Here is a 26,690-nt window from a genome sequence, read left to right as displayed (position 1 = left end):
GGACCACACATTGCCTTCATTCTTGCTCCGGGGAACTGCATATGGGTTTAAACCGCCCGAAACCAACGACTTCCATTCCAGCGGCCGGCCGCCTGCGCCTGCACGCCCTGGTCAGCATGGCCACGCGCGGCCTGCGGGGTTGCGCCGCCATCGTCCCGCTAGCCGTGTGCGCCCCAATGGCGCATGCGCAGGCCGCGGAGGAAGCACGGTACTACGACATTCCCGCCGGTCCGTTGACCGCCGCGCTCAACCGCTACGGTCGTGAGTCCGGCCTGATGCTGTCTTTCTCGACCGAGCAGACCAACGGCCTCCAGAGCAAGGGAATCCAAGGCCGCTACACGGCGCAGGATGGCTTGCAAGCATTGCTGGCGGGTACCGGCTTCGAGGCCGCCGTGCGGCCCAGCGGCGGCTATGTATTGCGGCCTGGCAGCACTCAGCAGCTCGCTCCCGTCGAGGTGGTCGGCGCGCACGAGACCGCCACCGGCCCTCTCTACGGCTATGCCGCCACGCGCAGCGCCACCGGCACCAAGACGGACACCGCCCTGATTGAAACGCCGCAGTCGATCAGCATCGTCGGCGCCGAGGAAATCGAAATGCTCAAGCCGCAGAACCTGCAGGACGCGCTGGGCTATGTCGCCGGGGTCAACCGCTCGGAAGGACTGGACCGGACCTCGGACACCTTGATCGTCCGGGGTTTTCAGCTCGATGGCAACGGCAACCAGTACCGCGACGGCACCAAGTACACAGTCAATATCTTCAACGGCCAGCAGGAACCCTATGGCCTGGAACGCATCGAAGTCCTCAAAGGCGCATCCTCTGTGCTCTATGGCGCCGCCGCGCCCGGCGGCATCATCAACACCATCAGCAAGCGGCCCCCGGCCGCGGCCCTGCGCGAGCTGAACGTCGAAACCGGCAGCTTCGACCGCAAGCAGGTATCAGGCGATTTCGGCGGGCCGCTGGACGAGGAAGGCGTCTGGTCATACCGGCTTACCTTTCTCGGCCGCGATGCGGACACCTTCATCGACCACATTCCTGACCGGCGCGCCTACTTGGCGCCCGCGATGACCTGGCGGCCCAGCGCAGCCACTTCCCTGACCTTGCTCGCCGATTATCAGAAAGACAGGACAGGCTATGTCTACGGCCTGCCCGAAAGCGGCACGATCCTGCCCAACCCCAACGGCAGAATTCCCCGCGAACGCTTTACCGGCGAACCCGGTTACGACAAGTTCGACCTGGAGCGCTACTCGGTCGGCTATTTGTTCGAACATGCCTTCAACGACCAGGTGAAGCTGCGCAACAGCCTGCGCTACATGCATGCCAGCAACGAATACCGCTCGGTCTGGATCAGCGGACTGCAGGATGACGGCCGCACGACCGCCTATCGCGGCGCGGCGCCGCGTTGGGACCGCTCTTCAGGCGTCGTCTCGGACACCTCGCTGCAATACCAGTTGCGCACGGGTCCGGTGGAACACACCTTTCTTGCCGGTCTGGACTATTCCGTCGCCCACCACGAATCCGAACGCTACCAGCGCGAACTCGGCAACATCGATATCTACAACCCCGTCTATGGCAGTCCGATAGGCGGCATCGAGACGCAAAACCCCTACTCCTGGAAAAGCGACACCAAGCGGCTGGGCCTATACCTCCAGGATCAGATGAAGATTGCCGACCGCTGGGTCGTGCTGCTGGGCGGACGGCAGGATTGGGTACGGTTCGACTCGGGTAACTTCTTCACCGGCGAAAAGACCGCGGACAATGAAAAGAACAAAGCCTTTACCGGCCGGGCGGGCCTGGTCTACCTCGCCCCCAACGGCCTCGCCCCCTTCCTGAGCTACAGCGAGTCCTTCGAACCGACCGAGGGCAATGACCGCAGCGGCGGCCGCTTCAAGCCCACCACCGGCCAGCAATACGAAGCCGGCCTGCGCTATCAACCGCCGGGCTCCCACACCATGGTGTCGGCGGCCGTTTACCAGATAACCCGCAAGAATGTGCTGGTCGCCGATCCCTCCGATCCGTCGATGACGTACTCGATACAGGCTGGCGAGGTGCGCTCGCGCGGCTTCGAACTGGAAGTCCGTTCGGCTCTCACCCGCGACATCAACCTCATCGCCGCCTACGCCTATACCGACGCCCGCACCACGCAAGCCAGCCCCTTGCAACCCGAACAGGAAGGCATGCGCACTCCCGGCGTGCCGTACAACCAGCTCTCGCTTTGGGCCGACTACAGTTTCGGCAGTCTCGGGCTGCCCGGTCTGAAGGCGGGCGCCGGCATGCGCTATGTGGGCAGCACGCGCAGCCAGACCAACGCCGAAGTGCCGGCCTTCACGCTGTTCGACGCCATGATCAGCTACAGCACCGGCCCGTGGCGCTTTGCGCTCAATGGCACCAACCTGGCGGACAAGACCTATATCGGGAATTGCACCTATGGATGCTTCTACGGCGAGCCCAGGCGGGTGATCGGGACGGTGAGCTATCGCTGGTAGGCAGGCTCAGAACTTCACCGAGCAGCGGATGCCCGACGGAATCACATTGCCCTCGTTGGGCACGCGCAGCAGCACGGTAAAAGTGCCGCTGGCGGCGTCCATCACCCGGTCGATGCGCCAGACCTTCGCTTCCAGCGGCTTGTCGGTGATCGCCTGATTGACGCTGACCTGCGCCTGCGCATCGGCCTTGATCTGGCCATACAGGCCTTCCGGCACCACCACCCTCACCAGCAAGGGATTGATCTGCGCCAGCTTGACGATCTTGTTGTCATTGACGCGGTCGCCCGGACCTGCATAGCGCTCGGCGACGACGCCGTCGAAGGGGCTCTTGATGCTGCGTTCGGCCAGAATCGCCTGCTGCAGCGCCACCTGTAACTGTGCCTGGCGGCTGCGCGAGGTCATTTCGTCGTAATCCCCCGCAGGCAGCAGCTGGCGCTTGAACAGATCGGTGTTGCGGTCGACGACGCGGCTCAGGTAGGCCGCCTCGGCGCGGCGCAGCCCCAGCGTGGCCTCGTCGACGCTGGTATTCAGTTCGGCCACCACCTGGCCTTTCTTGACCACGTCGCCGCGCTGCACCAGCACGCTGCTCAGCACGCCGGCCGACGCGCTGCCCAATTCGGACACCTGGAACGGTTCCATCAGGCAGGCCATGGGCGCATGCAGATTGCCGGCCTGCGCGGACAGCGCGGGCTCGGCCAGCACCGGCAGGCGGGCATCGGGCGGCAGCCCCTGCGCGCCTGCGGCAGTGGCGAACAGGCAGGCCAACAGGGCCGGGCGGACAAAGCGATGGCGGGTCGTCATGGGATCGGGTCTTTGCATGTCAGTCGCCCTGCCCCGAGAAGGACAGGGAATTCTCAAGTTCTTCATCCGCGGCCACCATCTGGCGGCGCTCGCGGGCCAGTTTTCGTTCGGTGCGGGCCTGGGCGAAACGCAGCCAGCGCGCCGCCAACCCGTTGCAGTCCTGCCCGCGCCGTGCGCGCAGCAGCCGCGAAAGGGCGGCCCAGACGCCGCTGGCGACACTGTCCAGCACGGAGTCTTCCAGCGACAGGATGGCTTCGACATGGCCAGGATCGCCCTGGCGGCCGCTGCGTCCTTCCAATTGGCGGTCGATGCGGGCGGATTCATGCCGCTCGGTCAGGATGACGTGCAGGCCGCCGGCCTCGCGCGCGGCCTCCGACAAGGGGATATCCGTACCCCGGCCAGCCATGTTGGTGGCGATCATGATGCTGCCCAGTTCACCAGCGCGCGCGATCATATCGGCCTCGTCGGCGTCCTGCTTGGCATTGAGCACCACGGCGGGCAGGCCGGCCTGGGCCAGCACCTGGGCCACCTGCTCGGACGCGGCGACCGAACGCGTGCCAATCAGGATGGGCACCCCTTGCCGATGCAGGGCGCGCGTGCGGTCGCGCACGGCGGCCCACTTTTCTTCCAGAGTGGGGTACACGGCATCCGGCGCATGTCGCCGCCGCGACTTGCGATGGGTGGGAATGCGGACCACCGGCAGGTCGTAGACGCGGCCCAGCTCGGCGCGGATTTCCGCGGCCGTTCCTGTCATGCCGGACAGCAGCAGATAGTGCTTGAAGAAGCGCTGGTAGCTGATGCTCTTGAGGGTGGCGCGCGGTTCGCTCAGTTCCAGCCCCTCTTTGTGTTCCAGCATCTGGTGCAGGCCCTGGCCCCAGGACCGGTCCGGCATCACGCGTCCGGTGAACTCATCGACCACCATGATCTTGCCGTCGCGGATGATGTATTGCTCGTCCAGCCGGTACAGATGCAGCACGGTCAAGGCGCTGAGCATCAGCTCTTCGCGCCGGAACGGGATACTCCACGGCGCCGGCAGCGCGGCGCACAATCCGCGCAGATGCTCGCGCCCCAGTTCGGTCAGGATCGCGCGGCGTTCGCCACGGTGCAGGCGGTAGTGTTCGGGCGTCAAGCTTGCGGCCAGTTCCATGGCCTGGCGCGTCACGTCGGCGGTGTCGTCCTCCTGCACGCCGGAAATGATGAGCGGCGTGCGCGCCTCGTCGACCAGCACGCTGTCGGCCTCGTCCACGATCGCATAGCACAGGCCGCGCAGGTACAGCTGGGATAGCCTGCCCTGCTCCCCCCGCAGCCGTTCCAGGCGCAAGGCGTCTTCGTCCTTGTCGCTGTCCAGCACGATCAGGTCGCGCAGGTAGTCGAACACCAGGGTCTTGTTGGAGCAGTACACCACGTCCGCCTGATAGGCCTTGCGCCGCGCGGGTATGTCCATTTCCATGCTGACCCAGGCCACCGACAGGCCCAGCGCTTCGTAGATGGGCCCCATGATCTGCGCATCGCGCTCGACCAGATAGTCATTGGTGGTGATGACATGCACCGGCAGGCCGGCCATGGCGACCGTGGCGGCCGGCAAGGTCGCCGTCAGCGTCTTGCCTTCGCCCGTGTTCATCTCTGCCACCATGCCTTGCAGCATGGCCCAGCCGCCCAGCAGCTGGACGTCGAAATGCGCCTTGCCCAACGCCAGCCGGCCCGCCTGGCGGATCAGCGCAAAGGCGCGCGCCGCGCTTTCCTGGTTGATGCCGTTGGCGCGCAGGTCGAACGCGATCTCGTCGGCCCGCCGGCGCACGCCCGCCAGGTCTATGTCGCCCAGCGCCTGCGTTTCGCGCCGCACCCGCGCCAGGATGCGGCGGGTGCGCCACAGGGGCTGGCGGCGCTTGCGGCTCAGCCAGCGCAGCGCAGCCGTGCCCCATGCCTCCAGCTTGTTGGCATGGCGCTCGCTCTCCTTTTCAGGATAGAGCGGGTCGGGGTGGAGAGCGTCGAAGGCGCGCATGTCAGAGGCGGAACTGGCGCAGCACCATCTGCCGCACCGCGTCGTAGGCCTGCAACGCCAGCGGCCTGGGCTCGTGCGAGAACTTCACGTAGACCCGGGCGCCAAGATAGGCGCGCGGCGCATCCTGGGGCAGCGCCAGGTCCATCACGAACAGGTTCTCCGCGGATTTGGCGCGGCCTTCCTGCGACTTGCGCGGATCCACGCCTATGCTGCCCCCGCCCTGCAGGCTGAGCGCCAGGCTGGGCAGTTCATCGGTAGCGGCCGGCACCTCGCGCGAGATCACCGCCTTGAACTCCTCGCCGCTGTCCTGCACCAGCCGCACGCGCACGTTCCTGAGCGAGCGGTGGATGCGCTCCAGGCTGGATTGCGGCACCACCACGCGCACGGTTTCGGCGTCGGTCAACACATAGCCCAACAGTTCGCCGCGCTGCACATAGCGGCCCGTCATGTCCTCCGGCTGCGCTGGCACGTAGCGTCCGGCGTTCGGGCTGCGCACCTGCTGCGCCTGGACCTGTTCCTGGATCGCCCGCCGCTCGGTCTGCAGGCTGGTCCATTGATGACGCATGATGGCCGCCTGCACCTGGTTCTGCGCATAGGCCTGCACGTAGCGCGCCTGGTACTCGTCGACCTGGGCGGCCAGCATGGCATCGCGGCGCAGCAGCTCGTCGTTTTCCAGCGTCAGCAGCGGCGCGCCCTGCCCCACCGGCGCATCGTCGGCCGCCTGCCGCGCACGCACGAAGCCGGCCACCGGCGCCCTGACCTGGGCGGAAGGCGGCACCCAGACCACGCCCTCCGTATCGGTGGACGAGGGCAGCGGCAGCGCGCCCGCCAGGCCAACCGCGCCCAGCACGCACAGCCCGCAGATCAGATAGGAGCGCAAGCGGTGCGCCTGGATCTGCGGGTCGGCATAGAACTGCCGGCCCAGGCGCCACAGCGGCATGACGATGGTGTTGAACAGCGCCCACATGGCCAGCAGCACGCCGAAGAAGAAAAACTGCCCCGCCATGATGAAGATGGCCAGGAACATGATGAACATGCGGTAGCAGAAGGACAGCACGGCGTAGCCCGCGAACCACGCGCGTTCGCCCGGTGTCGCGCGCGGCGCTTCCACGCCGCGCAGGCCCAGCGCATAGCGCTTGAACAGATAGCCCAGATAGCCGTTGGCCCGCTGGCCCAGGTTGGGTATCTCGATGGCATCCGACAAGACGTAGTAGCCGTCATAGCGCAGCAGCGGATTGCCGTTCATGAACAGCGTGGAAACGCCGCACAGGACGATGACGGTATAGGCCAGCGAACGCCCCAGCCCGGGATCCAGCTGGGTCCAGACGATCATCGCCACGGCTGCCAGGAACAACTCGACCAGGATGCCCGCCCCGCCCGCCAGCATGCGCCAGCGCTTGTCGGCAAAGGCCGAGGCCGCCGAGGCATCCACGTAGGGAATGGGCACCAGCAGCAGGAACATCAGGCCGATCTCGTGCACCTCGCCGCCGCGCGCCTTCACGGCGCAGGCGTGGCCGAGTTCGTGGATGGCCTTCACCACCGGATAGACCAGCGCCATCGCCAGCACATTACCCGTGGAGAACACCTGGTCCCAGATATTGTGGGTCAAGGCCTGCCAATGCATGGCGCCCAGCGCCGCGCCCGCGCCCACCACGCCCAGCCAGAGCAAGGCGCCCAGCCAGGTGAACAGCCAGCGGTAATACGGCAGCGCCCGCGTCAGCCAGCGGTCCGGATCCAGCAGCGGCATCTTCAGCGCGCTGGGATTGCCGATGTACTGCTTGATCTTCTGCATGCGCTGGCGCTTGCGGCGCTCGACCAGGTCGCGCACGTCCGGCGCGCGGTCGGTGGTCAGCACATCGGCCCGGTGCAGCTGGGCCATCAGGCGGATGACCTCGTCCTGCGGCATGGCGTCGCCCTCCAGCTGGCCGCAGGCGATCTCCCAGATCTCCTGCACCGTGCGGCGCCCGTCCATCAGGCTGATCATCAGATTGGCCTCGGGCGTATAGCGGTGGAACTCGCCATTGCTCTGGTCCTGCATCACATACCAGACCTGCCCCCGGTAGACGTGGCGATGGATATGGATGTGCGAGCGCAGCCGCGGGCGCAGCGCGCTGACCCGGTGCCAGGAATTGCTATAGAGCGCGGTACCAGACATCTTCTGCTCTTCAGCCGAACCAGGCCCACCATTTCAGGCGGAGCCAATCGAAAAACCCGTGCGTCCAGATCCAGGCGTAGCGGCGCTCGTCGATATCGATGCGGCCCACGCCTTCCATGCCTGGCCGCAGCGCGGGCGCCGCCTTCTCATCCAGGCTGGCCTCCAGCCGGAACACCGTCTTGCCCTCCTGCACCTGGGCCAGCGGCACGATGCGCGTGACCGTGAAAGGAATCTGCCGGTCGGGCATGGCGGCAAGAGCCACCCGCCCCGTCTGGCCAACTGCCACGTCATCGATCAGCCGGTCTTCCACGTCGAGCCACAGCCGGTAGCCGTCCGGCGGCGACAGCTTGAACAGCTCCTGCCCGCGCTTGACGGCTTCGCCCAACTGTTGGCTCAGGTCGCCGCTGACTATCGTGCCATCGAACGGCGCACGCAGCGTCGAGCGCTGGATCTGTTCACGATGGAACTGCATCTGCGCCATGGCCTGGCGCGCCTGCGCCTGCGCAATCGCGGCCGCCGCGCTATCGCCGCGCGCCGAGGCTTCTTCGGCCTGGCGGCGATACTGCACCTCCAGATTGCCCGCGCGCAGCAGCTCCAGCTCGGTTTCGCGCGTGTCCAGGGCGGCCAGGGCGTCGCCCTGCTTCACCTCGTCGCCAGCGCGGCGCGTCGCATCGCTGATGTAGCCGTCGAACGGGGCCGCCAGCACGCGCTGCACCACGCCCTGCACGGTGGCGGTCGCGCTGATGCGGTACGGCCCGTGCGCAAACACGCCCAGCGCTACAACGGTCACCAGCGCCAGCGCGGCCAATTTCCGCCCGATGTAGCGCGGCCCCAGCAGACGGCCCGCTTCGCGCAGCGCGCCATCGCGCCACTTGCGCCAGAAGGGGCGCTCCTGCCGCAGGCGCTGGTACAGCACGCGGCCGGCCAGCAGCACCACGCTCTGGCATAGCTCGACGCTTTGCCGATCGAAGGGCTGCTTGTCCGGCCGTTCGAACACCAGGGCGCCGCGCGCCTCGTCCTCGGGCGCGAACGGCACGGTCAGCACATTGCCGTTGCCAAACTCGCGCGCCAGCTTCTGATGCGCGCGCAGCTGGATGGTGCGCGCTTCGTCTTGGGGCAGGCACAGCGTGGTGTTCTGGTCGATGGCCTCGTCCATGGCCTCGGCCACGGCGCGCATCAGATTCATGTTCTGCACCAGCCGGCTGCTGTGCGACAGCGCATACACCTTGGAGCGGCCGTCCTGCCGAAAGCCGATGCTGACGCGGTCGCACTCCAGGCGGGTCGCCAAATCCGTGACCAGCGTCAGCGCCACATCCTTGAGCTGCCCTTCCTTGAGCGCTCGCGCCACGCTGTTGATCACCACCATCAGCCGCTCGACCGTCTGCGCGCTGTCGGCTTCCTGCCGCTGCAACAGCCAGAGCTCCAGCACGCCCGCGCCCCAGCGCAACGCCTGCACCAGCGGCTCAGGCGCCTGCATGGCGGTCTCGAATGCGGCCACGCCATGGATGCGTCCATCGAGCACGATGGGATAGGCAACCACCAGTCCGAGCGCGTCGGCCGACACCGCGACCTCCCGTCCCTGCAGCGATTCGTCGACTGCGCCATAGAACGCCGCGCCGGCCCGGCTGCCCGGCGGGTACTGGGACGCCGCCTCGAAGGGGCCGGCATCCGGTTCACCCAGGATCAGCGCCGCATGACGCACACCCGTCAACTGGCCGGCCTGCAAGGCCAGCCAGGCGTCCAGGAAGGACTGGCGGTCGCTGGCGGCCGACAGCGCCGACCACCAGGCCAGGTCCGCGCGCTTCACCTGCGCGGGCACGACTGCATCATTCATCCTCGCTTCCAGTCTCCGTCAGCTCGGGTTCCCGGCGGCGCACGCTCAGTCCGCGCTTGCGGGCTGCCTTGGGTTCCCACGTGTTGGTCTTCGAATTGAACACGACCGTACCCTTGGAGGCCGCGCCCAACGCCCCGCTCAAGCCCAGCAAGCCCACCCCTGCGGCCAGTGCCACCCGCTCGGCCGCTGATGAACCGGACAGCGGCGCTTGCGCATCCGCCCTGGCGTCCGGCTGCCCGGCTTGCGCCGCGCCCTCGGCTGCCGGCGCCGCGTCCGGCGGCACAGCATCCTCGACCGGCGCCGACGTCGGCGACGCAGCCTGGGCGCCGCCGGCATAGCCTTGGCCCCCGTCCTGCACCGTCTGATCCGTGCGCATCGAGACCTGGTGCGGCGCGGCCGAAGAAGCATAATCGGAAAGCCCGCCGTCGTGGCGCTCGATTACGATGTCCGGCCGAGCCACGCCCAGCCTGACGCGGGCGGCCAAAGCATGCCCCTGCGCATCCGTCTGGCCATCCGCCGCTCCCCAGCCGGCCAGCGCACCGAACGCGGGCCGCGGCCAATCGCCAAAGTTGCCGTTCCAGGAGAACAGGTTCTCCATGGCGCGCGTGATCAGGTCGGGCGTATTGCCGCCCTGGCCGAAGCGGGTCAGGTTGATGACTCGGCCGCTCGCCGGGTCGATGTAGATCGCCGCGAAGTCGCCCACCATCACATCCTTGGAGAAGTCGCCGCGGAACTTGTCGGCGCCCAGGCCGCCCAGCATGTAGTTGCTGCCGGTCCCCGCCAGCAGGATGTCGTCGCCGCCGAAAGCGATATCGGTGGTTTCGATCAGGCTGACGCGGTCGTTGACGAAGGCCACGCGGCCGTTGTCGCCCAGCATGACGTTGTTGCCCGCGCCGCTTTCCAGCTGGTCCGCGCCTATCCCGCCCAGCATCACGCCCTCGCCATTGTTGTAGAGGCTGTCCCGGCCGCCCGTCGACGGGTACGAGGTTTCGAACATGGCGATGCGCCCGGCGGCGGTGTACAGCGCCCGCGCGCCGTCACCGGCGATCAGATTGAAGCCGCCTGCGCCCGTCGCGCGGATGACGTCCTCGCCCATGCCACCGAACAAGGCATTGCGGCCCGCGCCCACGGTGATGGTATTCAGCCCGCCCGCCGGCAGGTTGATCGTCTCCAGCATCCGCAGTCCGGCGCCCGCCAGATAGCGCGCACCGGCGCTCGGCGCCGCCGTATCGATGAAGTCGCCGCGGTCGCGCAGGTAGTTCACCGGGTCCACGGTCACGATGCGGCCAAAGTTGGCGAACACGATGTTGTTGCCGTCGCCTGCCATGATCGTGTTGCCGCCTGCCGCCAGCCTGTCCGCCGACCCGCCCACGGCCAGGCCTGCGGCCTGCTGCGGCGTCAGCACCAAGGTCAGCGCCGCCAGCGATTGCAGATCCGCCCGCGCCGCGGCGCCCATGTCCATCGGCGCGCCCAGGTCTATGTTCATGCCGGCATTGCCGAACACGATGTTGTTGCCCTGGCCCGCGTCGATGACATTGCTGCCGCCGCCGCCCGCGATCAGGTCGTTGCCCAGGCCGCCCAGGATGCGGTCATTGCCCGCGCCGCCGTACAGGATGACACCCTGCGTGGTCGTGCGCGCATCCAGCACGTTGTTGCCGGCCGCGCCGAAATGCAGCGCCTGGCCCGCCTGGCGCTGGCCGGGCAGCGCGGTGTAGTAGGAGTCGTCCTGGCTGGTCGAGCCGAACAGCAGAACCGGACGGTCGGCGCCGCCCACCGTGCCGCCCTCGGCCACCAGCAGATTGTTGCCGCCGCCGCCCTGCACCAGCGTCACCGTGCCGACCGTGGCGTGACGCACCGTGTAGGTGTCGTCGCCCTGGCCCAGCATGGTGTTGACCGACTGCACGCCATGGAAAATGACGCCGCGGTCGTACACCTGAGTGCCGGCCTGGCCGGACAGCGACACCGTGCCGCCCGCGCCGCCCAGTCCCGGCGTCATGCCCAGCCCGGTGATGCGGCCGAAATCGGCCGCCTGCGCGTTGCCGTACAGACGGCCCAGTCCGCTCAGGTTGTCCACCTGGTCCTGCATGCCCGTCTTGCCCGCCGTGGCGCCGTCGTCGAAGATCCGAATGCGGTCATTGACGGGCGCCGTCGAGACCGCCCCCTGATCGCGCGCGCCCAGGACGCCATCCGACTCGCTCGGCAGGCCCACACCCGCGTGCAACGCACTGTCGTAGCCCGGGCGGTCCATGGTTGCGCCTTCAATCAGCAAGCTGCCCTGGATGCCCGATACGTCGTGCGGCTGATCGCCATAGTTGGCGTAGCTGACGCCCGTGGCCGGATCCACCGTAATGACGGGCTGATCGGTGGCCCGCGGGCTGCGGACCTTGCCCGGCTCGTTGGCCGCGCCGGCATAGGCCGGATCCGCCACGCGCACCAGGATGGGCGGCAGCGCCACATCCTGCAACCCCGGCAGGGTGGTGAAGAGCGAGGCCGACAGATGCAGGTCCAGGCCGGCCAAGCTCACTGGCGGCAGGCCGACGCCGGCTCCGCCCTCGACCTTGATCAACACTTGCTGCGCCACGCCCCAGGCGTGCGCGCCTGTGCCATTGGCGTCGAAGGCCAGCACCACGCTCTGATGCCAGGTCTGGCCGCCGTCGGTCGACAGCAGCACGCCGCGCCCTTGCAGACCTTGCATGGCCGCAGCCAGCGCATCCGCAGAAGACAGGCCCGCGCCCTGCGACACCGACCCGTACAGCGGATGCCACCATGGCGCTGCTCAGGGAAACGTAGGCCTGGCCGGATGCCGGACGCGGCAGCACGCTGGCGTCCAGGCTCACCGACAACGACAGGGTATTGCCGCCATCGGCGTCCAGTTCGCCCGGCTGCGCCGTGATGCTGACCGGCTGCGCGCCATCGAACACGTCGCGCGAACCGCCGCGACCCGTGACGATGGTATTGCCCGCCACATCTCCCGACAGATCGAAGGTATCGCTGCCGCTGCCGCCGATCAGGGTCGTGATGACGTTGCTGCGAGTCGACAACACGTAGATGTGGTCATTGCCTTCGCGCGCATCCAGATTGACGCGCTGGATGTTCTGGTAGCTGGTGTTCAGCCCCGCGCCGCGTATGCCTTCCTGCGTCAGCGCAAACGCGTCGGCGTCCTCGGAACCCAGCATGGTGTAGGTATTCAGGCCCGCACCGCCGTCGATGGCAACCGGCCCGTTCACGACATAGCCGCGCCCGCCGTCCGCCTGCGCCTGCGCTTGCTTGAAGGCATAGACCATGAACTCGTCGTCGCGCTTGCCGCCATGCAGGGCCAGCGGCGCGGCGTTGCTGTAGACGCGGAACACGTTGCTGCTGTTCTCGGCGCCGTACAGCGTCATGCCGTAGCTGTTGCCGCGCGACAGATAGCCCTGCGTCGTCAGCACCGTGCCGATCTGGTCGCCGGCAGCCACTTGCGGCAGTTGGCGGTCCAGCGCGTACAGCTGCCCTACCAGGTACTCGTTGTGCTTGGCCGGATCGCTGCCCAGGCCGCCGTCGATGACCACGTGGGTGCCGGTGTCGTCGATATAGAAGCGGTTGCCGCCATCCACCGCATTCAGGCGCAGTCCGCCCGTCATGCTGCGGTCGTAGTTCACGCGCTGGACCGAATCGGCGTAGCCCGCGCCTTGCGGCGTGATCTTGGCGACATGGTTGGCGCGGACCAGGAAGCTCTCGTCCTGAGCCGTGCCGTTGATAGTCAGCTTGTTGACGTCGGCCAGGTTTTCGCGACCGTGGTCGTCGGAATCGTGAACGTTGACGATGATGGAGGTCAGCGCCGCGTTCAGGTTCACGACGATGTGATCGGCGCCGCGGCCCCCATCCACGTCCACCCGGTCCGTCACGCCTGGCGAGCCTTGCTGGCTGGTCAAGGAAGGCAGTTGATCCAGCACGATGAGATCGTTGCCGTCGTTGCCGCGCAGCGAAATTCCGCCCGCCAGCGCGCGCGCCGACAGGTAGATGTAGTCGTCGCCCTCTCCGCCCTGCACGGTGGCGCCCCGCGCCAGCAGGATGCGGGACATCCAGATCTTGTCGTCGCCCGCGCCGGCATCCACGGCCAGATGGCCGAGGAAATCCGACTCCGATAGGGTAATCAGGTCGGCACCGGAACCGGTCGTGATGACGGTATGGCCGCCCACGGTCGCTCGGTCCAGCAGAACGATGTTGCCGCCATCGCCCGCGTCCACCGTCAGTGCGCCGGTCAAGCCGCTGGCCAGCACCGTGATCTGGTCGGCACCGGAACCGGTCGTGATGACGGTATTGCTACCCACGGTCGCGGTGTCCAGCAGAACGCTATTGCCGCCATCGCCTGCGTCCACCGTCAGTGCGCCGGCCAAGCCGCTGGCCAGCACGGTGATCTGGTCGGCACCGGAACCAGTCGTGATGACGGTATTGCCGCCCACGGTCGCGCGGTCCAGCAGAACGATGTTGCCGCCATCGCCCGCGTCCACCGTCAGTGCGCCGGTCAAGCCGCTGGCCAGCACGGTGATCTGGTCGACGCTGGAACCGGTCGTGATGACGGTATCGCCGCCCACGGTCGCGCGGTCCAGCAGAACGATGTTGCCACCATCGCCTGCGTCCACCGTCAGTGCGCCGGCCAAGCCGCTGGCCAGGACGGTGATCTGGTCGACGCTGGAACCGGTCGTAATGACGGTGTTACCGCCCACGGTCGCGCGGTCCAGCACAACGACGTTGCCGCCATCGCCTGCGTCCACCGTCAGTCCGCCGGCCAAGCCGCTGGCCAGCACGGTGATCTGATCAAAACCAGAACCGGTCGTGATGACGGTATCGCCGCCCACGATTGCCGTTTCCAACAGCACCGTGTTGTCGCCTGCGTCTGCCAGCACGGTCAACGCGCCCGCGATCCGCGTATTCAACACAGACACCGCATCGTCGCCCAACCCAGTCTGCACCAGGGCGTTGCCGCGCAGATCGGATGCATCGAACACCACCGCGTCGTCGCCGTCCAGGGTACGCACGACGGTGTCCTGCTGGTCGATCAACTGCGCCCGCAGCGTTACGCGGTCCCGGCCAGAACCGCCGGTGACGTCCAGCAAAAGGCCTTGGACCAAGGCCCCATTGCCATCCACCCCGCCGCCGATCTCGGCGCTGGCGCCGAACGTGATGGCGTTGTCGCCCGTTGCACTGCCGTAGACATGCACCTGCGGCGCCAGCAGGCGGCCATTGATGTCCGCCACCGCGGCTTTGCCGTAGCCCGCCTGGCCACGGTCATCGCGGTCCACGCGCAGATTCATACGCTGGCCCGCCTGGATCAGCGCGCCCGGCATGAGGCCGCTGCGGCCCGCCACCGACAGGTTGTTGCCCGCCAGCAGGCTGAGCGCGCCCATGACGCTGATCACGGAGTCCGCCGCCAGGACGATGTCGCCCGAGGCCGCCGTCTGTCCGCCTTCGTGGCGCGCCACCAGCCATGCGTTGTTCGCCTCGATGTGGCCAACATTCATGGACAACGCCTGCGACACGCCTTGCGCGTCAGTGGCAGCCCCCGCCTGTACCAACGCCACGTCGCCGCCCGCCAGGGCGTTGATCGTCGCCTGCGGCCCGACTGCCGCCACGATCAGGGCATCGTTGGCCTGCACGCCGGCGACGTCGGACTGCGCATAGCCGCCAACCGAGCCGCCCGCCGTGAAGTACAGGCTGCCGCCCGTCACGACCGCGTCCGTCCGGCCGCTGGAAACTCCCGGATGCGCCGTCTTGTCGTTGACGATGCTGGCCTGGCTGGCCAGATGCACCTCATCGCGCGAGCGCGACTCCACACGAGACAGCGTCAAGTCATGGACGCCCAACTGACTGAGCGATATCGAGCCTTGAGCCGAGGCCACCAGATGGCCGGACAGGTCCGTCAACAGCGGCGAGCCCAGCTCGCCTATCGTGCCGGACAGGGTTTCCAGCCACACGTTGCGCGCCGTGATGGCGGCCTGGCCGGACGGCGTGCCGTTCAGGATCGAATCCAGCGCATAGATGCGGGCATCCCCGCGGACCCCGTTGGCATCGACCACGTCGATGCCGCCCAGGCGCAGGCTGTGCATGCCGTACAGATTGACGCCTTGCGCCGCCGAGGCGCGCACCAGCGCCTGCGCGTCGCTCTGCGAGATGCTGATCAGCAGCGGCGTGCCCTGCTGCGACAGGTCCGCGCCCAGCTGGCCCACGGACTGGCCGGCGATCAGGACCACCTCCCGCGTGTAACCCAAGGCGGCGAGGTCCGCCGCGCCCAGATCCGACAGCACCACGTTCGCATACTGCCGCTGCCCTTGGGCCGTGGCGTTCAGGATCGATTGCCCCGCCTGCAGCGTCACGCTGCCGGCCGACACCACCTGGCCGACCAGCAGATTGGCGTCCGCCTGGTAGGACGAACCTCCTGCCGCCGTGCCCTTGGTGTGCGCCAGGACCAGGTTCAGGTCCTGCGCGCCCACCTGCGACACCCGCGCCACGCCGCCCGCTTCCACGTACAGGGAATGGCCGGCGGCGAGATTGAGCTGCAGGTGCTTGGCGCCATCGTATTGATAGATGCCGTTGGCGTCGCGCGTGCTGCCCACGACGTCCTTGTCCGCCACCAGGCTGACCTGGCCGGCGCTCTCCAGCGTGCCGGCGTCGGTGCCGATGATGGAGCCGCCCTGCGCGCTGACCGTGATGGTGATGCCTTCCTTGGCATGGATGTCGCCCAGGCGGATGCTGCCCTGCGGCGAGTCCAGGCCCACCGTGGTGTCGCTGTATGCGGACACCACGCCGTTGACAGCCTGCACCGCGAGCGAGCGCGTCAGTTTCAGCGTCAGATAGCGCGGGTCGCGCATATCGCCCACCAGCATGCCGGCGCTCAGCGCCTGCGGGCTGGCGCCATCCTGCGCCATGTACGGCACGCTGATCTGGCTCCAGACCGGATCCAGGAAGCCGCTGCCGATATCCACCACCTGCACGCCGCTGGCGCGCGCGGCATCAATATTGGCCTGCAACTGGCTGCGCTGGCCCGCCGTTGCGCCTTCCAGCATCTTGCTGTTGTAGATGAAGACGTCGCGGCTGTTCTGGTACAGGTCGAAACGCTCGGCAAACAGGAACTGCACGGCGCTGTTAGCCGCCAGCGTCCTGCCCAGCATCAGCGAGGCATCGTTGGAGAACAGCGGTTCAAAGCGCTGCCACAGCGACGTATCGGAGAAATCGACGCTGGCGCGGTCCAGCGGCATGGTGCCGGCCGGGCCGATGTAGCGGTAAAGCGTGTGGTATACGCCCGCCAGGTTGACCGCGTTGGCGCGCGACAGGATGGCCTTGTCGGCCTCCGGCAGCGAGTCGAACACGTTGGCGCGGTCGGCTTCCGACAGTCCGCCCAGGTTGGGCAACTGCAAGGTGTAGTCGCCGAGTTCGGCGCCGATCGAGCCCTGGCCGGAAGTTCGCAGCACGATGTCCGCGCCCGCCTTCACGTTCAGGAAGCGGTCGGCGGGCGGCGCGCCCTCGCCGCTGACCTCCAGGTCGAAGACCTGTTCGTTGATGGCCGCCGACACCGGATACAGCAGGTTGTTCTCGATATTGCGCAGCGTCGCCGTCGAGAAGTAGAAGAAATGGCCCGCATCATAGGTCTGGCCGTACAGGGCGATCTCCTGCGCGGTCTGCGGCGGCGCGTCGGCGCGCACCGAGTAGACGCGCGTATACGCCTCCACCCCTGCCCCATTCAGGCTGGACGCGTCGAACGCCAGCGTGATGGCCTGGCCCAGGTTCGGGTACAGGGCCAGCAAGCCGTCATTCTGCCCTGCGCCGGTCTGGTAGAGCATGGCGTCGGCCAGCGATGCCGCCAACCGGATCGTGCCGTCCGCGCCCACGATGGCGTAGTAGGCCGTATCGGCCCGCACGTCGCCCACGGAGTGCCGGAAGTAGATCTCGTCGCCGGTGCGCAAGGCGCGCAATTGCCCGCTGCCGTCGTCGACGATGTTCATGTCGGCCAGCTTGAAACTGCCATCGGCCACGGCCGTCAATCCGGACACCGCGGTTCCGGCAACGGATTCCAGCCTATCGCGCCAGTAGTTGTGATACTCGGCCGTCTGCGCCAATTCCTTGTCGACCACGTAGTCGTAGACGACCTGGTTGCGCGTCGACTTGACCAGGTCCTTGGCCGCGGCGATGTTCAGCGCGGCTGGCAGGTAGTTGGGGTCGAAGCCCTGGTTGCGCAACTGTTCATGCAACGCTTGCAGCTGGGCGCTCAAGCCTTCGGTGGAGCCCGCCGCCTGCGTCTGGAACAGGTGCGTGGAGACGGTGAACATGCCGCGCACGTCCGCCGCCGCGAAGCCGCGCAGCAGTTCGCCGGTGATGCCGGCATCCGTGAACAGCGCCTTGGCCAGCGCCTGTCCCTCCGCCGTCTGGTTCAGCGCCTGGATCTGCTGGTACAGCACCGCCTGTTCCTTGGAGGCGAACAGCTGGATCGTATTGTTGGCGCCGACGAGCACGTAGTAGGCCACGTTGGTCTGCAGGCTGGACACCTTGCCCGTCTGCAGGCGCACGTCGTTCAGGTACACGCGGTCGAAGTCCTGCAAGGCGCGATAGCCCGTCACCTGGCCGCTGGCGTCAGTGACCGGCACGATGTTCATGTCGGTCAACGTAATGACGTTGTCGGCCTGTACCGAAGCGCCGCTGGCGGCTGCGTCCAGCAGCCTGACGGTGACCGCTCCAGGAGAATTGCCCGCGAGCGCAAGGATCTTGCCGACGGTGACAGGGTCGCCGCCATTGAAGGCGCCGTCCACGCTGTCGGACAGGGTCACCACGCGGCCGTTCACGCTCTGCACGTAATAGATGACCGTCTGCGTCGAATTCGCGAAGCTCAGCTCGATGCGCTGGCCCTGCACCAGGCGGTCGGTGCCCGGCAATGTCAGCGTGGCCACGCCGAACTGCGTCAGGGACTGTTGCGCGAAGCCCGAGTCGACCAGGCGGATGCCGGCGTTGACGGTCTTGCCCTGCAAGGTCGGCGTATAGGCGCCGGTGGCAACCGGGTCGTGGACGTTGGTGTTCTTGTAGACGTCCAGGTCCATCAATTGCGACTTCTGCGCGTAGACCTTGCCGCTGAAGGTGATGCGGCCGGTCAGCCAGTCGCTGTCGGAGCTGGCGGCCGTCAGCGGATTGCCGTTGGCATCGACGATGGTCAGGATGTGCAGCGTGCCGTTGTCGTAGACGCCCAGCTCATGGCCCTGCAAGGCGCCGTTCTGGTTCGTCATGTACAGCTCCAGGCCCGCCAGCGAGATCGATTGCCCGCTCTGCAACAGCGCCTTGATGCTGTTGGCCAGCTGCGTGCGCGCGCTGTCGCTCAAGCCCGCGCCGGTCAGATCCCAGCTGAAGCTGTTGCCCATGTCCACGTACTCGGCGTAGCCCGCGCCGGCGCCCGACTTTTCCGTGTAGGTGTGGAAGGGCAACAGGTTGCTGCCGTACCAGCCCCAGTAGGACGTCGGGGTGTCCGACGTCAGCACGCCCTGCTTGAGCGCCGACGCGCCGAAGCCGCGCTGCACCGTGTACGCCACGGCCAGCGTAGCCGCACCCGAACTCGCGCCCTTGCCCAGGCCGGTCAAGCCGTACGCCAGTTCCGTCGGCAAGCGGGTCGAGACCACCGTACCCAGGCCGTTGCGGATGTAATAGTTCTTCGTCTCCACCGCCGCGCCCGAGAAAGTCACGGACACGTGGTTCTGCGAGTTGTACAGGCTGGTGGCGGGCGAACCGTCCGCCTGGACCAGGCTCAGGGACTCGATGCGGCGCGTGTAGCTCATGCCGTCTATCGTGAAGGTGATCTCGCTGCCGATCAGCCCGTTGCCGGCATTGTTCATCCACTGGTTGTAGGCCTGCACCGAGGAGACGCTGCCTGGCATGCTCCAGCCCAGCTGCGTGCCGGAAAGCAGCAGCTGATTGGAGACAACGGAGCGTTCGATGACGGACCATGCGCTATTCGGCGCGGTGGAGGTCAGGTTCGCGTACAGCGAGCCCGCGCCCGTGGCGATCTGGTCGTTCGGATTCGCCAGGTTGTGCTGCAGGATCGCATTGACGATGGCCGAGCTGATGTCCTGATCGCCCGCTTGCGGCGTGCCCACGGCGCCCGCGGCCGGCACAGCGGGCCGCACCGTGTCGGTGGTTCCGGTGTAGCTGGCGGCCCCGGCCGTATCGGCGCCATTGCTCAGCACGATGTTCAGTTCGCGATGGCCATTGGGATCGGCGGTGGTCAGATCGCCCACATACGGCGACTTGAGCCGGATGAGGACGGTATCGAAGCTGTTCGACCCCCACCACGATTCCGTGGGCAGGATCTGATCGATCGCCAGCACCTGCCCGCCCACCAGTATGCTGGTGTAGCTGCGCATTCCCGCCAGCACGCGCTGGGCGTAGTCGACGATGGACGGATCCGCCTTGGCGGCGAACTGCGTCATCTGATCGGCGGTGAGCTGCAGGCGCAGCGTATCGGAACCCTGCTGCGTGGTCAGGGCGCCCGTGGGCAGCGTGAAGCTGATCGGCAGATTGGCATTGGACTGCTCCGTTGCGCCCGCAAGCGCATACGACGGTCCGTACAGCACGCCCTGGCTGCCGGCGGTATAGCCCAGCGAGGCCAGCGACACCGGGCCCGCGCCCGGGTTGGACGGATCGTACAGCGTGAAGCTGAACCGATAGACGCCATTCGCGCCGCTACCCGCCACCAGCCCCAGATATCCCAGGATCTCGGTGCGGGCGTTGCCGTTCAGGCTGTTGTTGTACGCCAGGCGCACCAGGCGATGGTCGTCGACCGCCGCCTGCAAGACCGCGGCATACTCATCGGCCGTCATGCCGATCGCCAGGTACTGGCCGCCCTCGGCCTGCGTGCTCAGGTAGGTGCCCACGCCGCCCAGCGTCACGGTGGCGGTTTGCAGCGAGCGCACTCCCGACCAATAACTGTCGTACTGCGCCAGCTGCGCGCTCAGTTCGGCCAGGATCTTGGCCGTGACCGTGGGGTAGGCCTTTTCCGTCGCGGTGCGCGTGTCCGCCAGTTCGCCGTCCAGCAGCGAACCGCCGTTCAGGCTGATGTGCACGCCACCCAATTCCGCGTACACGGCGGCCTGCGGGTTGCTCCAATTCACAGGCTTGACCAGGGTCAGGTCGGCGTTCAGGACGTTCTGCGCCAGATAGATGCTCTTGTCGGCGCCGGCGGGTCCGCCCGCCAGGCCCGCCTGGGCCGCGAAGCCCTGGCGCGCATGGATGACCAGCGCCTTGGACGCCGTGCCAATGGCGCCGTAGCCGGCGTTCAGCTCGATACGGTTGCCCGAGACCACCGTGTCGTTGCCCGCGGACGCGTGGCTGAAGATGCCGTTGAGCGCTTCGATGTAGACCGTGCCAGCGGACGAGGCGACCTTCTTCAAGGAAGCCCAGGAGCTGGCGCCGCCATCCGAGAAGTAGTTCAGGCGGATGTCGTTGCGCGCCTCGGCCCGGGTGTAGCCGCTGGAACCCATGATGTTCAGGTTGATCGCGCCACCCAGCGCGATGGCGTCGACATTGACCACGGCGGATGCGCCGGACGGCATCTGGCCGTTGGCATCGCGCGCCATGATGCCAACCTCGCCCTGCATCGTGATGGAGGTCGGCGTGGAGGCCGACACGGCCTCGATACGCACGGTCTTGCCATTGCCGACGATCAGGTTGCCAGCCAGCGTCACGTTGCCGTTGCTGCGGATGTAGATGGCGTTATCGCTGTTGCTGGAGCCCATGAAGCTCAGCGTGATCTCCTGCGATGCCGGCACATAGAAGGTGAACAGTTCCTGCTGCTTCTTCTCGACCACTTGCGTGAGCGTGGTGGTCTTGGTGCGCAGCCAGCCGCCCCCGCTGGTGTGCGGGCCGTCGTTGCGCACGATCACGCCGGTATTGAACTTGCGGTAGGCCACGCTGAACGCGGACGTGTCCAGCGCTGTGCCGCCCGACGATTCCAGGCGGTAGTGCTTGCCGTCGGGGCCGACTATGTCGCCGTTGGCGTCCTCGACCAGGCTCTGCGTGCCGCTGCCCTCGATCGTGGACGGCAGCAGCGCTTCGTTCAGCTTGCCGCTGGCCGCCAGCTGCTGCTTGAGCGCGTCCGGCACCGAATTGATGCCGTCGTAGGCAAGCACCGTGGACACCAGCACCGGGCGCGGCGTCTCGTAGACCGTCACGGGGCCGGACTTGGTGGTGTCGTTGTCGGTCAGCCAGCCCAGCGGATCCCAATCCCCGAACAGGTTGAAGCGCTTGGTGGTGTAGACCGTGGTGGTGGTCTCTCCCGAGGTCCAGCCCATGACCCACACCATCATCTGGCCGGTCTGCGGCTTGTATGAAAGGGTCAGCGTGCGGCCGTCCTGCAGCGTGCCGGCGGAATTGCTCAATCCGCCAGCATCGCGCTGGCCGGCGGCGTTCTCGTAGACCCAGATCCAGCTCAGCGCCAGCGGATCCGCCGGGTCCGGCGTGACCTGCACGAACTTGTTCCAGACCGTGTGCACGACATTGTTCAGGCCCTGCAGTTCATACAAGTCCTTCTGCCCGCGCGACGTATCGATGATTTCGATGCGGCCGCGGCGATAGGTGCTGACGTCGATATCGTGCGTCACCAGCGCGTAGGTGGTCTGGTTGTCGATATGGACCGAGGCGTAGCCGTTGGCCACGACCAGGTTGCCGTTGCCCACCGACACGATCTGCCCGGTCAGCGAAATGCTGCCGCCCGCCAGCCTGACCGGATCCAGGATGATGGTCTGCGTGGCGTAATCGAAACGGCCCGTGATGGCGCCATAGCGGTTCAGGGAACCGTCCGCGCTGAACGACACGCCGTTGATGGCGTAGCCGTTGCCATCCTGCAAGGCCTTGTCCTGATCGCCGCGGAAAGAGCTGTCGATCTTGATGTAGGCATCCGTGACGCCGCTCTGGATCTTGCCGTCGATGTTCAGCGTCAAGGCCGAAATGCTGATCGCGCCCAGGGCGAAAATGCGCGAATCCCGCGCCGCCGGGTTGTCGTTCAGGTATTTCGAGAAAGGCTCAAGCTTGGTATAGCCCCACTTCAGCAGCACGTTCTGCATCGTGTCGTCGATGCCGGTGCTGGCGCCGCTGTTCTTCAGCGCGTTGATGACGTTCTGCCACTTGTCGTTCAGGAAGGTGGGATCGGCGCCCGAGTTGTACCAGCCCTCGCTCTGCAGGCTGAAGTTGCCCTTGGCCACGATGTCCAGGCTGAGCGCCTGGATGGTTCCCGACACATTGATGCTGCCCAGCGCGTTGATCACCGACACCTTGCCCAGCGGGTTGACCACCGCGCCCATCAGGCTCAGGTCGACCGGCGCGTTCGCAATCATCTTCGCCACGCTGTTGGTCGGATCGTCTGGGTCGTTCAAGGCGCCGCCGAACGGGTCCGCGGCCCAGCCGTTCTTGATCTGGCTGATGCTGACCTCGGCCGTGTCGGCGCCCGACGCGCCCTTCACGGACACGTCGTTGACGTACAGGTGTCCGGTCTTGAAGACCTTGAGCTGGCCGTCGGATCCCGGGCGGATGATGGTGCCGTCCAGCACCACCGCGTCCCGGACGTTCATCAGCATCGGCGAATCGTTGACGATATTGATCTGGGTGTTGGCGCGGGCATCGATGCCCGACCGGTACACGCCGCCGGTATCGGTCGCGTTCACATAGACCGAGCCGCCGGACGCGTACATGTCCGGCATGTCGATGAAGAAGGTACTGAAGGAATCCAGGTAGCGGATCTGGCCATTCTGCAGCTTCACGCCCATCTGGATGCTTTGCAGCTGCTGCTGCAAGGCGGCGATATTGGCCTGATAGCGCGCCACGGCCTGCGGATTCGACGCATGCTCGGCCTGCATCCGCGTCAACGTGCGGATCTGCTCGCTGATGACGTTCTGCTGGCTGGCATAGCGCAGCGTAGGCTGGGCAATGTCCACCGTCTTCAGTACGAAGTACAGCTTGCCGACGTTGCCGGCGGCAAAGCTCCCGAAGTTCGACTTCATGGCATCGCCGACCTGGGCGGCCGTCGGATTGCTCAAGTACATCCAATAGCTGCTGTTGGCGTAGTCCTCCGCCGCCAGGTCCAGGTCGCGGCTGTTGGGACTGTTGTAGCGGTAGTAGCTGCCGTTGTGCTCAATGATCATCCCGGCCGTGACGTTGACCTTGATGTCGCTGGCGCTGAACGCGGTCAGTTCATAGCGCACGTCGATGTTGACCGTGCCTGGCGCTCCGTCCAGGCTGGTCTTGCCCGCGCCCAGCAGCTTCTCCAGGATCGCCCTGACCGCGGGCGAATTCGAGTCGAACCGCAGCGGCGCTCCCGCAGCGGGCAGCGTGGCGCTGGTGTAGCCCAGTTCCTCCAGCAGTTCGGCCGGGATGACGAACAGGTTGGCCGCATTGTTCACGCCCGCGATGATGCGCGTGGCGGCGCCCGTGGCCACCTTGCTCGACGTGGTATCCACCACGCCCTCGGCCAGCTTGACCGTGGGATTCAGGTTCAGGCCGATCACCTGCACCGAACCGTTCACGCGCGCCTGGTCCAGCTTCGACGGATTGGTCTCCAGCCGCACGTTGCGCTGCGCCTTGAGCACCGAACCGTTGGCCGCCACACCGTCGATCAGCACGGTGTTGATCTGGCGCGCCTTGGCGCCGCTGTCCACCGCCGGCACCTGGGCGATGCCCACCAGGGTGAACGACACGTTGTCGTTGGCCAGCAGATAACCGGTCGACAAAGGATCGGTCGCCTTGCCGTTGCCCGCCAGCGCCAGGATGTTGTCGCCTTCGATCGAGGCGTTGTCGATCTGGATGGCGTTGCGCACCGTCAGATTGTTGTTGCTGTCCGACTTGCTGAAGCTGGACACGGAAACCACCAGCAGATCGCTGATCGTGGTCGTCACACCGCGCGTGTTGGCAGCCATGACCACGTCGCCGAAGGCATTGCGCAGGAACGCGCCGTTCACCTTGACCTGGGCCAGCGCGCCGTCGGTGCTGAGCTTGTTGGTCGACAGCGTCACCGACACGCCCGCCACGCCGGTGATCTTGTTGCGCTGGGTGTAGATGATGTCGTTGGTCGCGACCAGATCCAGCATGCCCGGCGTATCGAAATTGCCCCGCGCCTGCACCACGGTCATGCCGGCCGTATCGAGGGTGCTGTTGGCCTGCCGCGCGCCGGTAACGGTGATGCTCGACTCCGGCTTGATCGTGACCGTGTGCTTGCTGACGTCGGCGCCCGCCACCCTGACCGAATAGCCGCTCAGGGTAGAGGTGCCGCGCACGGTATTGTTGCTGCGGATATCCAGCTTGTTCCCGATCACGTGCGCGCCGCCGCCGATCTCGATGGCGGACTTGCCGCCCAGATCGACGTCTATCTTGCCTTGCCGTCCCGCCACCAGCGCGATCGTGCCGGCGTCCATCTTGACGTCCACGGACTGCACCTGGTCCGCCGTGATGCTCAGCAGGGTGCCGTCGATGCGGGCGTTGTTGCCGATCTGTACGCGCGTGTCCAGCGAGGTCGTCAGCGAGGCGCTGTCTATCGATACCGTCACGCCGCCCACTTCCAGCGAACGGGCCTCGGCCAGCAGGCCGGCCTCGCCATTGCGCTCCGTGGTTCCCTTCGCGGTCACGCCGATGATGGCGCCCTGCAGCGTCGCGTTGTCCACCGACGCCTTGAGCGAGCCGCCCAGGCGGGTTTCGGCGTTCATCACGCCCACGCCGATCACGCCGCCGGTGATCGCCTTCGAATAGGCCCGGCCGTAGTACGTGCCCTGGGCATTGATATTGACCATGCCCGGGGTTTCGCCCAGGCCCGGCGTGGTAACCGACAGGCCCTGCAAGACCGCGCCGTTGCGCGCTTCGGCCAGCGTCGTCGTGGCAATGTCCACCAGCGCCTTGTTCACGTTGACGGCCAGCCCGGTGGTGGCCGCTACGCCGGCCGTCTGGGTCTGGCTGAAGTCCACGCTGACCAGCGCGTTCAGGTCCACCAGCGGCGCGCTGACGGTCGTGGCGTCCACGGTCGCCGTGGTCGTGTCGCGCGCGATGTTTTCGGCAATGCCCACGCCGATCGCCGCGCCCACCATGCCCACCGCCACGCTGACTTGCGTCAGGTCGATATCGGCGCGGACCTGGGTATCGGCCTTGACCTCTACCTTGCCCAGCGCCCCCACCTTGCCCGCGCCCGAGACCCGGGCGCTGACGGCATTGCGGGTGTTGTTGGTCACGCGCACTCCCGCGCCCGACGCCGCGATACCGCCGCCGACCGCCACGGAGGCGGTGACCGCGTCCAGACCCTTGAATTCGGTTTTCTCGACCGCCACGACCGAGACTGCATCCTGCGCGCCGACGTTCTTGCCGTTGGCCGTATTGATATAGGCGCTGACCTCGTTGGCCGCCACGCTATCCACCAGCGTCACGGCCAGGGCCAGATTCAATCCAAAATTTCCCGGCACGGGCAGCGACGCCGCCACGGCGACGCCATAGGCGCCGGACTTCAGGATGGTGCTGCTGTCCTGGGCGCGCACGTTCACCGAGCCCGCCCCGCCGATGATGCCGGCGATGGCTTCCGAGCCCTGGATATAGGCGGAGGTGGCCGTCGCAAAGCGGTTGCTGACCTGCACTCCGGATCCGGCGGCCGACCCGCCGAAGCCCGCCACCGCCACGCTGCCGGCGAAGTTGACGCTGGTAAGCGTTTCGCTGGACGTGGCCAGCACGTCCACATTGCCCTTGGCGACCGAGATCGTGCTGTTGTCGATATAGGCCAGCGCCCGGTTGGCGCGGTTGACGCCGTCGTCCGAATGGACACCGAACGTGTTCTTGGCGATTGTCACGCCAATGCTGGCGCCCAGGCCCGCGCCCGTGGCGCTGACCGACACCGCTCCAGCCACGGCCGAGATGCTGGAGGTATTGTCCGCCTTGACCGACACGCCGGTACCCGCCGTGACCGTCGAGCCGCTGATGTAGCCGCCCACGTCATTGGCGACAGTCTGCGTGCTCTCCGCCCCCGCTCCCGACACCGCCACGCCCCCAAAGCCCGCGGCAACCGAGGCCGCGACCGACACGCCGTCCAGCGTCGCGGTTTCCTTGGCCGACACCGCCACGGCGTCCGACACGTTCAGCGTCGATCCGGTCACGGACGACTGCACGCTCATGGCTGCCACGTTGCGCGCCACCGACGCGCCCACGGACAGGGATCCGCCCTGCATTGCGAACGCCAGCGACGCGCCGATGGCCTTGGCCTCCAGCGTCGTCGTGTCTTCGGCCGTAACCGTCGCCCGCGTCATCTGCACGCCTGCGCCGGCGCTCAACACCGAGTTCGACAGCGCCGCCTCGACCGCGCCCAGCGCCTTGTTGCTGGCCAGGGCCACGCCGACCGACAGCGCCAGCCCCTGGGAGGTACCCGCCAGACTCGCGCCCGCGGCG

General features: G+C 67.0%; 7 protein-coding genes (1 of these 7 running past the window's edge). 1 reads left to right on the top strand and 6 read right to left on the bottom strand.

Going from position 1 to position 26,690, the window contains the following annotated elements; all coding sequences use genetic code 11:
• The first annotated feature begins 41 nt into the window (after positions 1 to 41).
• On the top strand, positions 42 to 2,483 hold the full coding sequence (locus tag NGK62_RS27050; RefSeq protein ID WP_118933706.1) for a TonB-dependent siderophore receptor: 2,442 nt from the start codon (positions 42 to 44) through the stop codon (positions 2,481 to 2,483).
• A gap of 6 nt (positions 2,484 to 2,489) precedes the next feature.
• Here NGK62_RS27050 and NGK62_RS27045 read toward each other — a convergent pair whose 3' ends face one another.
• From NGK62_RS27045 to NGK62_RS27020, 6 genes are all read right to left on the bottom strand, one after another.
• Positions 2,490 to 3,302, bottom strand: a complete 813-nt coding sequence (locus NGK62_RS27045) for an efflux RND transporter periplasmic adaptor subunit (RefSeq protein WP_118933705.1) — start codon at positions 3,300 to 3,302, stop codon at positions 2,490 to 2,492.
• A 1-nt stretch (position 3,303) separates the two neighbouring features.
• Positions 3,304 to 5,286: a preprotein translocase subunit SecA gene (locus NGK62_RS27040; protein WP_251881182.1), complete on the bottom strand. Its 1,983-nt coding sequence runs from the start codon at positions 5,284 to 5,286 to the stop codon at positions 3,304 to 3,306.
• Position 5,287: 1 nt separating this feature from the next.
• Positions 5,288 to 7,441: an efflux RND transporter periplasmic adaptor subunit gene (locus NGK62_RS27035; protein ID WP_251881180.1), complete on the bottom strand. Its 2,154-nt coding sequence runs from the start codon at positions 7,439 to 7,441 to the stop codon at positions 5,288 to 5,290.
• Between the two features lie 10 nt (positions 7,442 to 7,451).
• Entirely contained in the window at positions 7,452 to 9,275 is a 1,824-nt protein-coding gene (locus NGK62_RS27030; RefSeq protein WP_251881178.1) for an HlyD family secretion protein, read from the bottom strand.
• A complete protein-coding gene (locus NGK62_RS27025; protein ID WP_251881435.1) occupies positions 9,268 to 11,160 on the bottom strand; it encodes a calcium-binding protein in 1,893 nt (630 codons plus the stop codon). Before NGK62_RS27025 ends, NGK62_RS27030 begins: the two co-directional genes overlap by 8 nt.
• Positions 11,161 to 11,533: 373 nt before the next feature.
• Positions 11,534 to 26,690, bottom strand: partial view of a DUF4347 domain-containing protein gene (locus NGK62_RS27020; protein WP_251881177.1) — the 3' portion only. Its footprint extends 14,474 nt past the window's final position; the window shows 15,157 of its 29,631 coding nt (coding positions 14,475-29,631); the start codon falls outside the window, past its right edge; its stop codon occupies positions 11,534 to 11,536.

Origin of the sequence: Achromobacter sp. Marseille-Q4954, assembly GCF_943737025.1 — a bacterium.
In the GTDB taxonomy this organism is placed as follows: Bacteria; Pseudomonadota; Gammaproteobacteria; order Burkholderiales; family Burkholderiaceae_B; genus Achromobacter; species Achromobacter bronchisepticus_A.
This window is presented reverse-complemented; position numbering and strand designations above follow the sequence as displayed.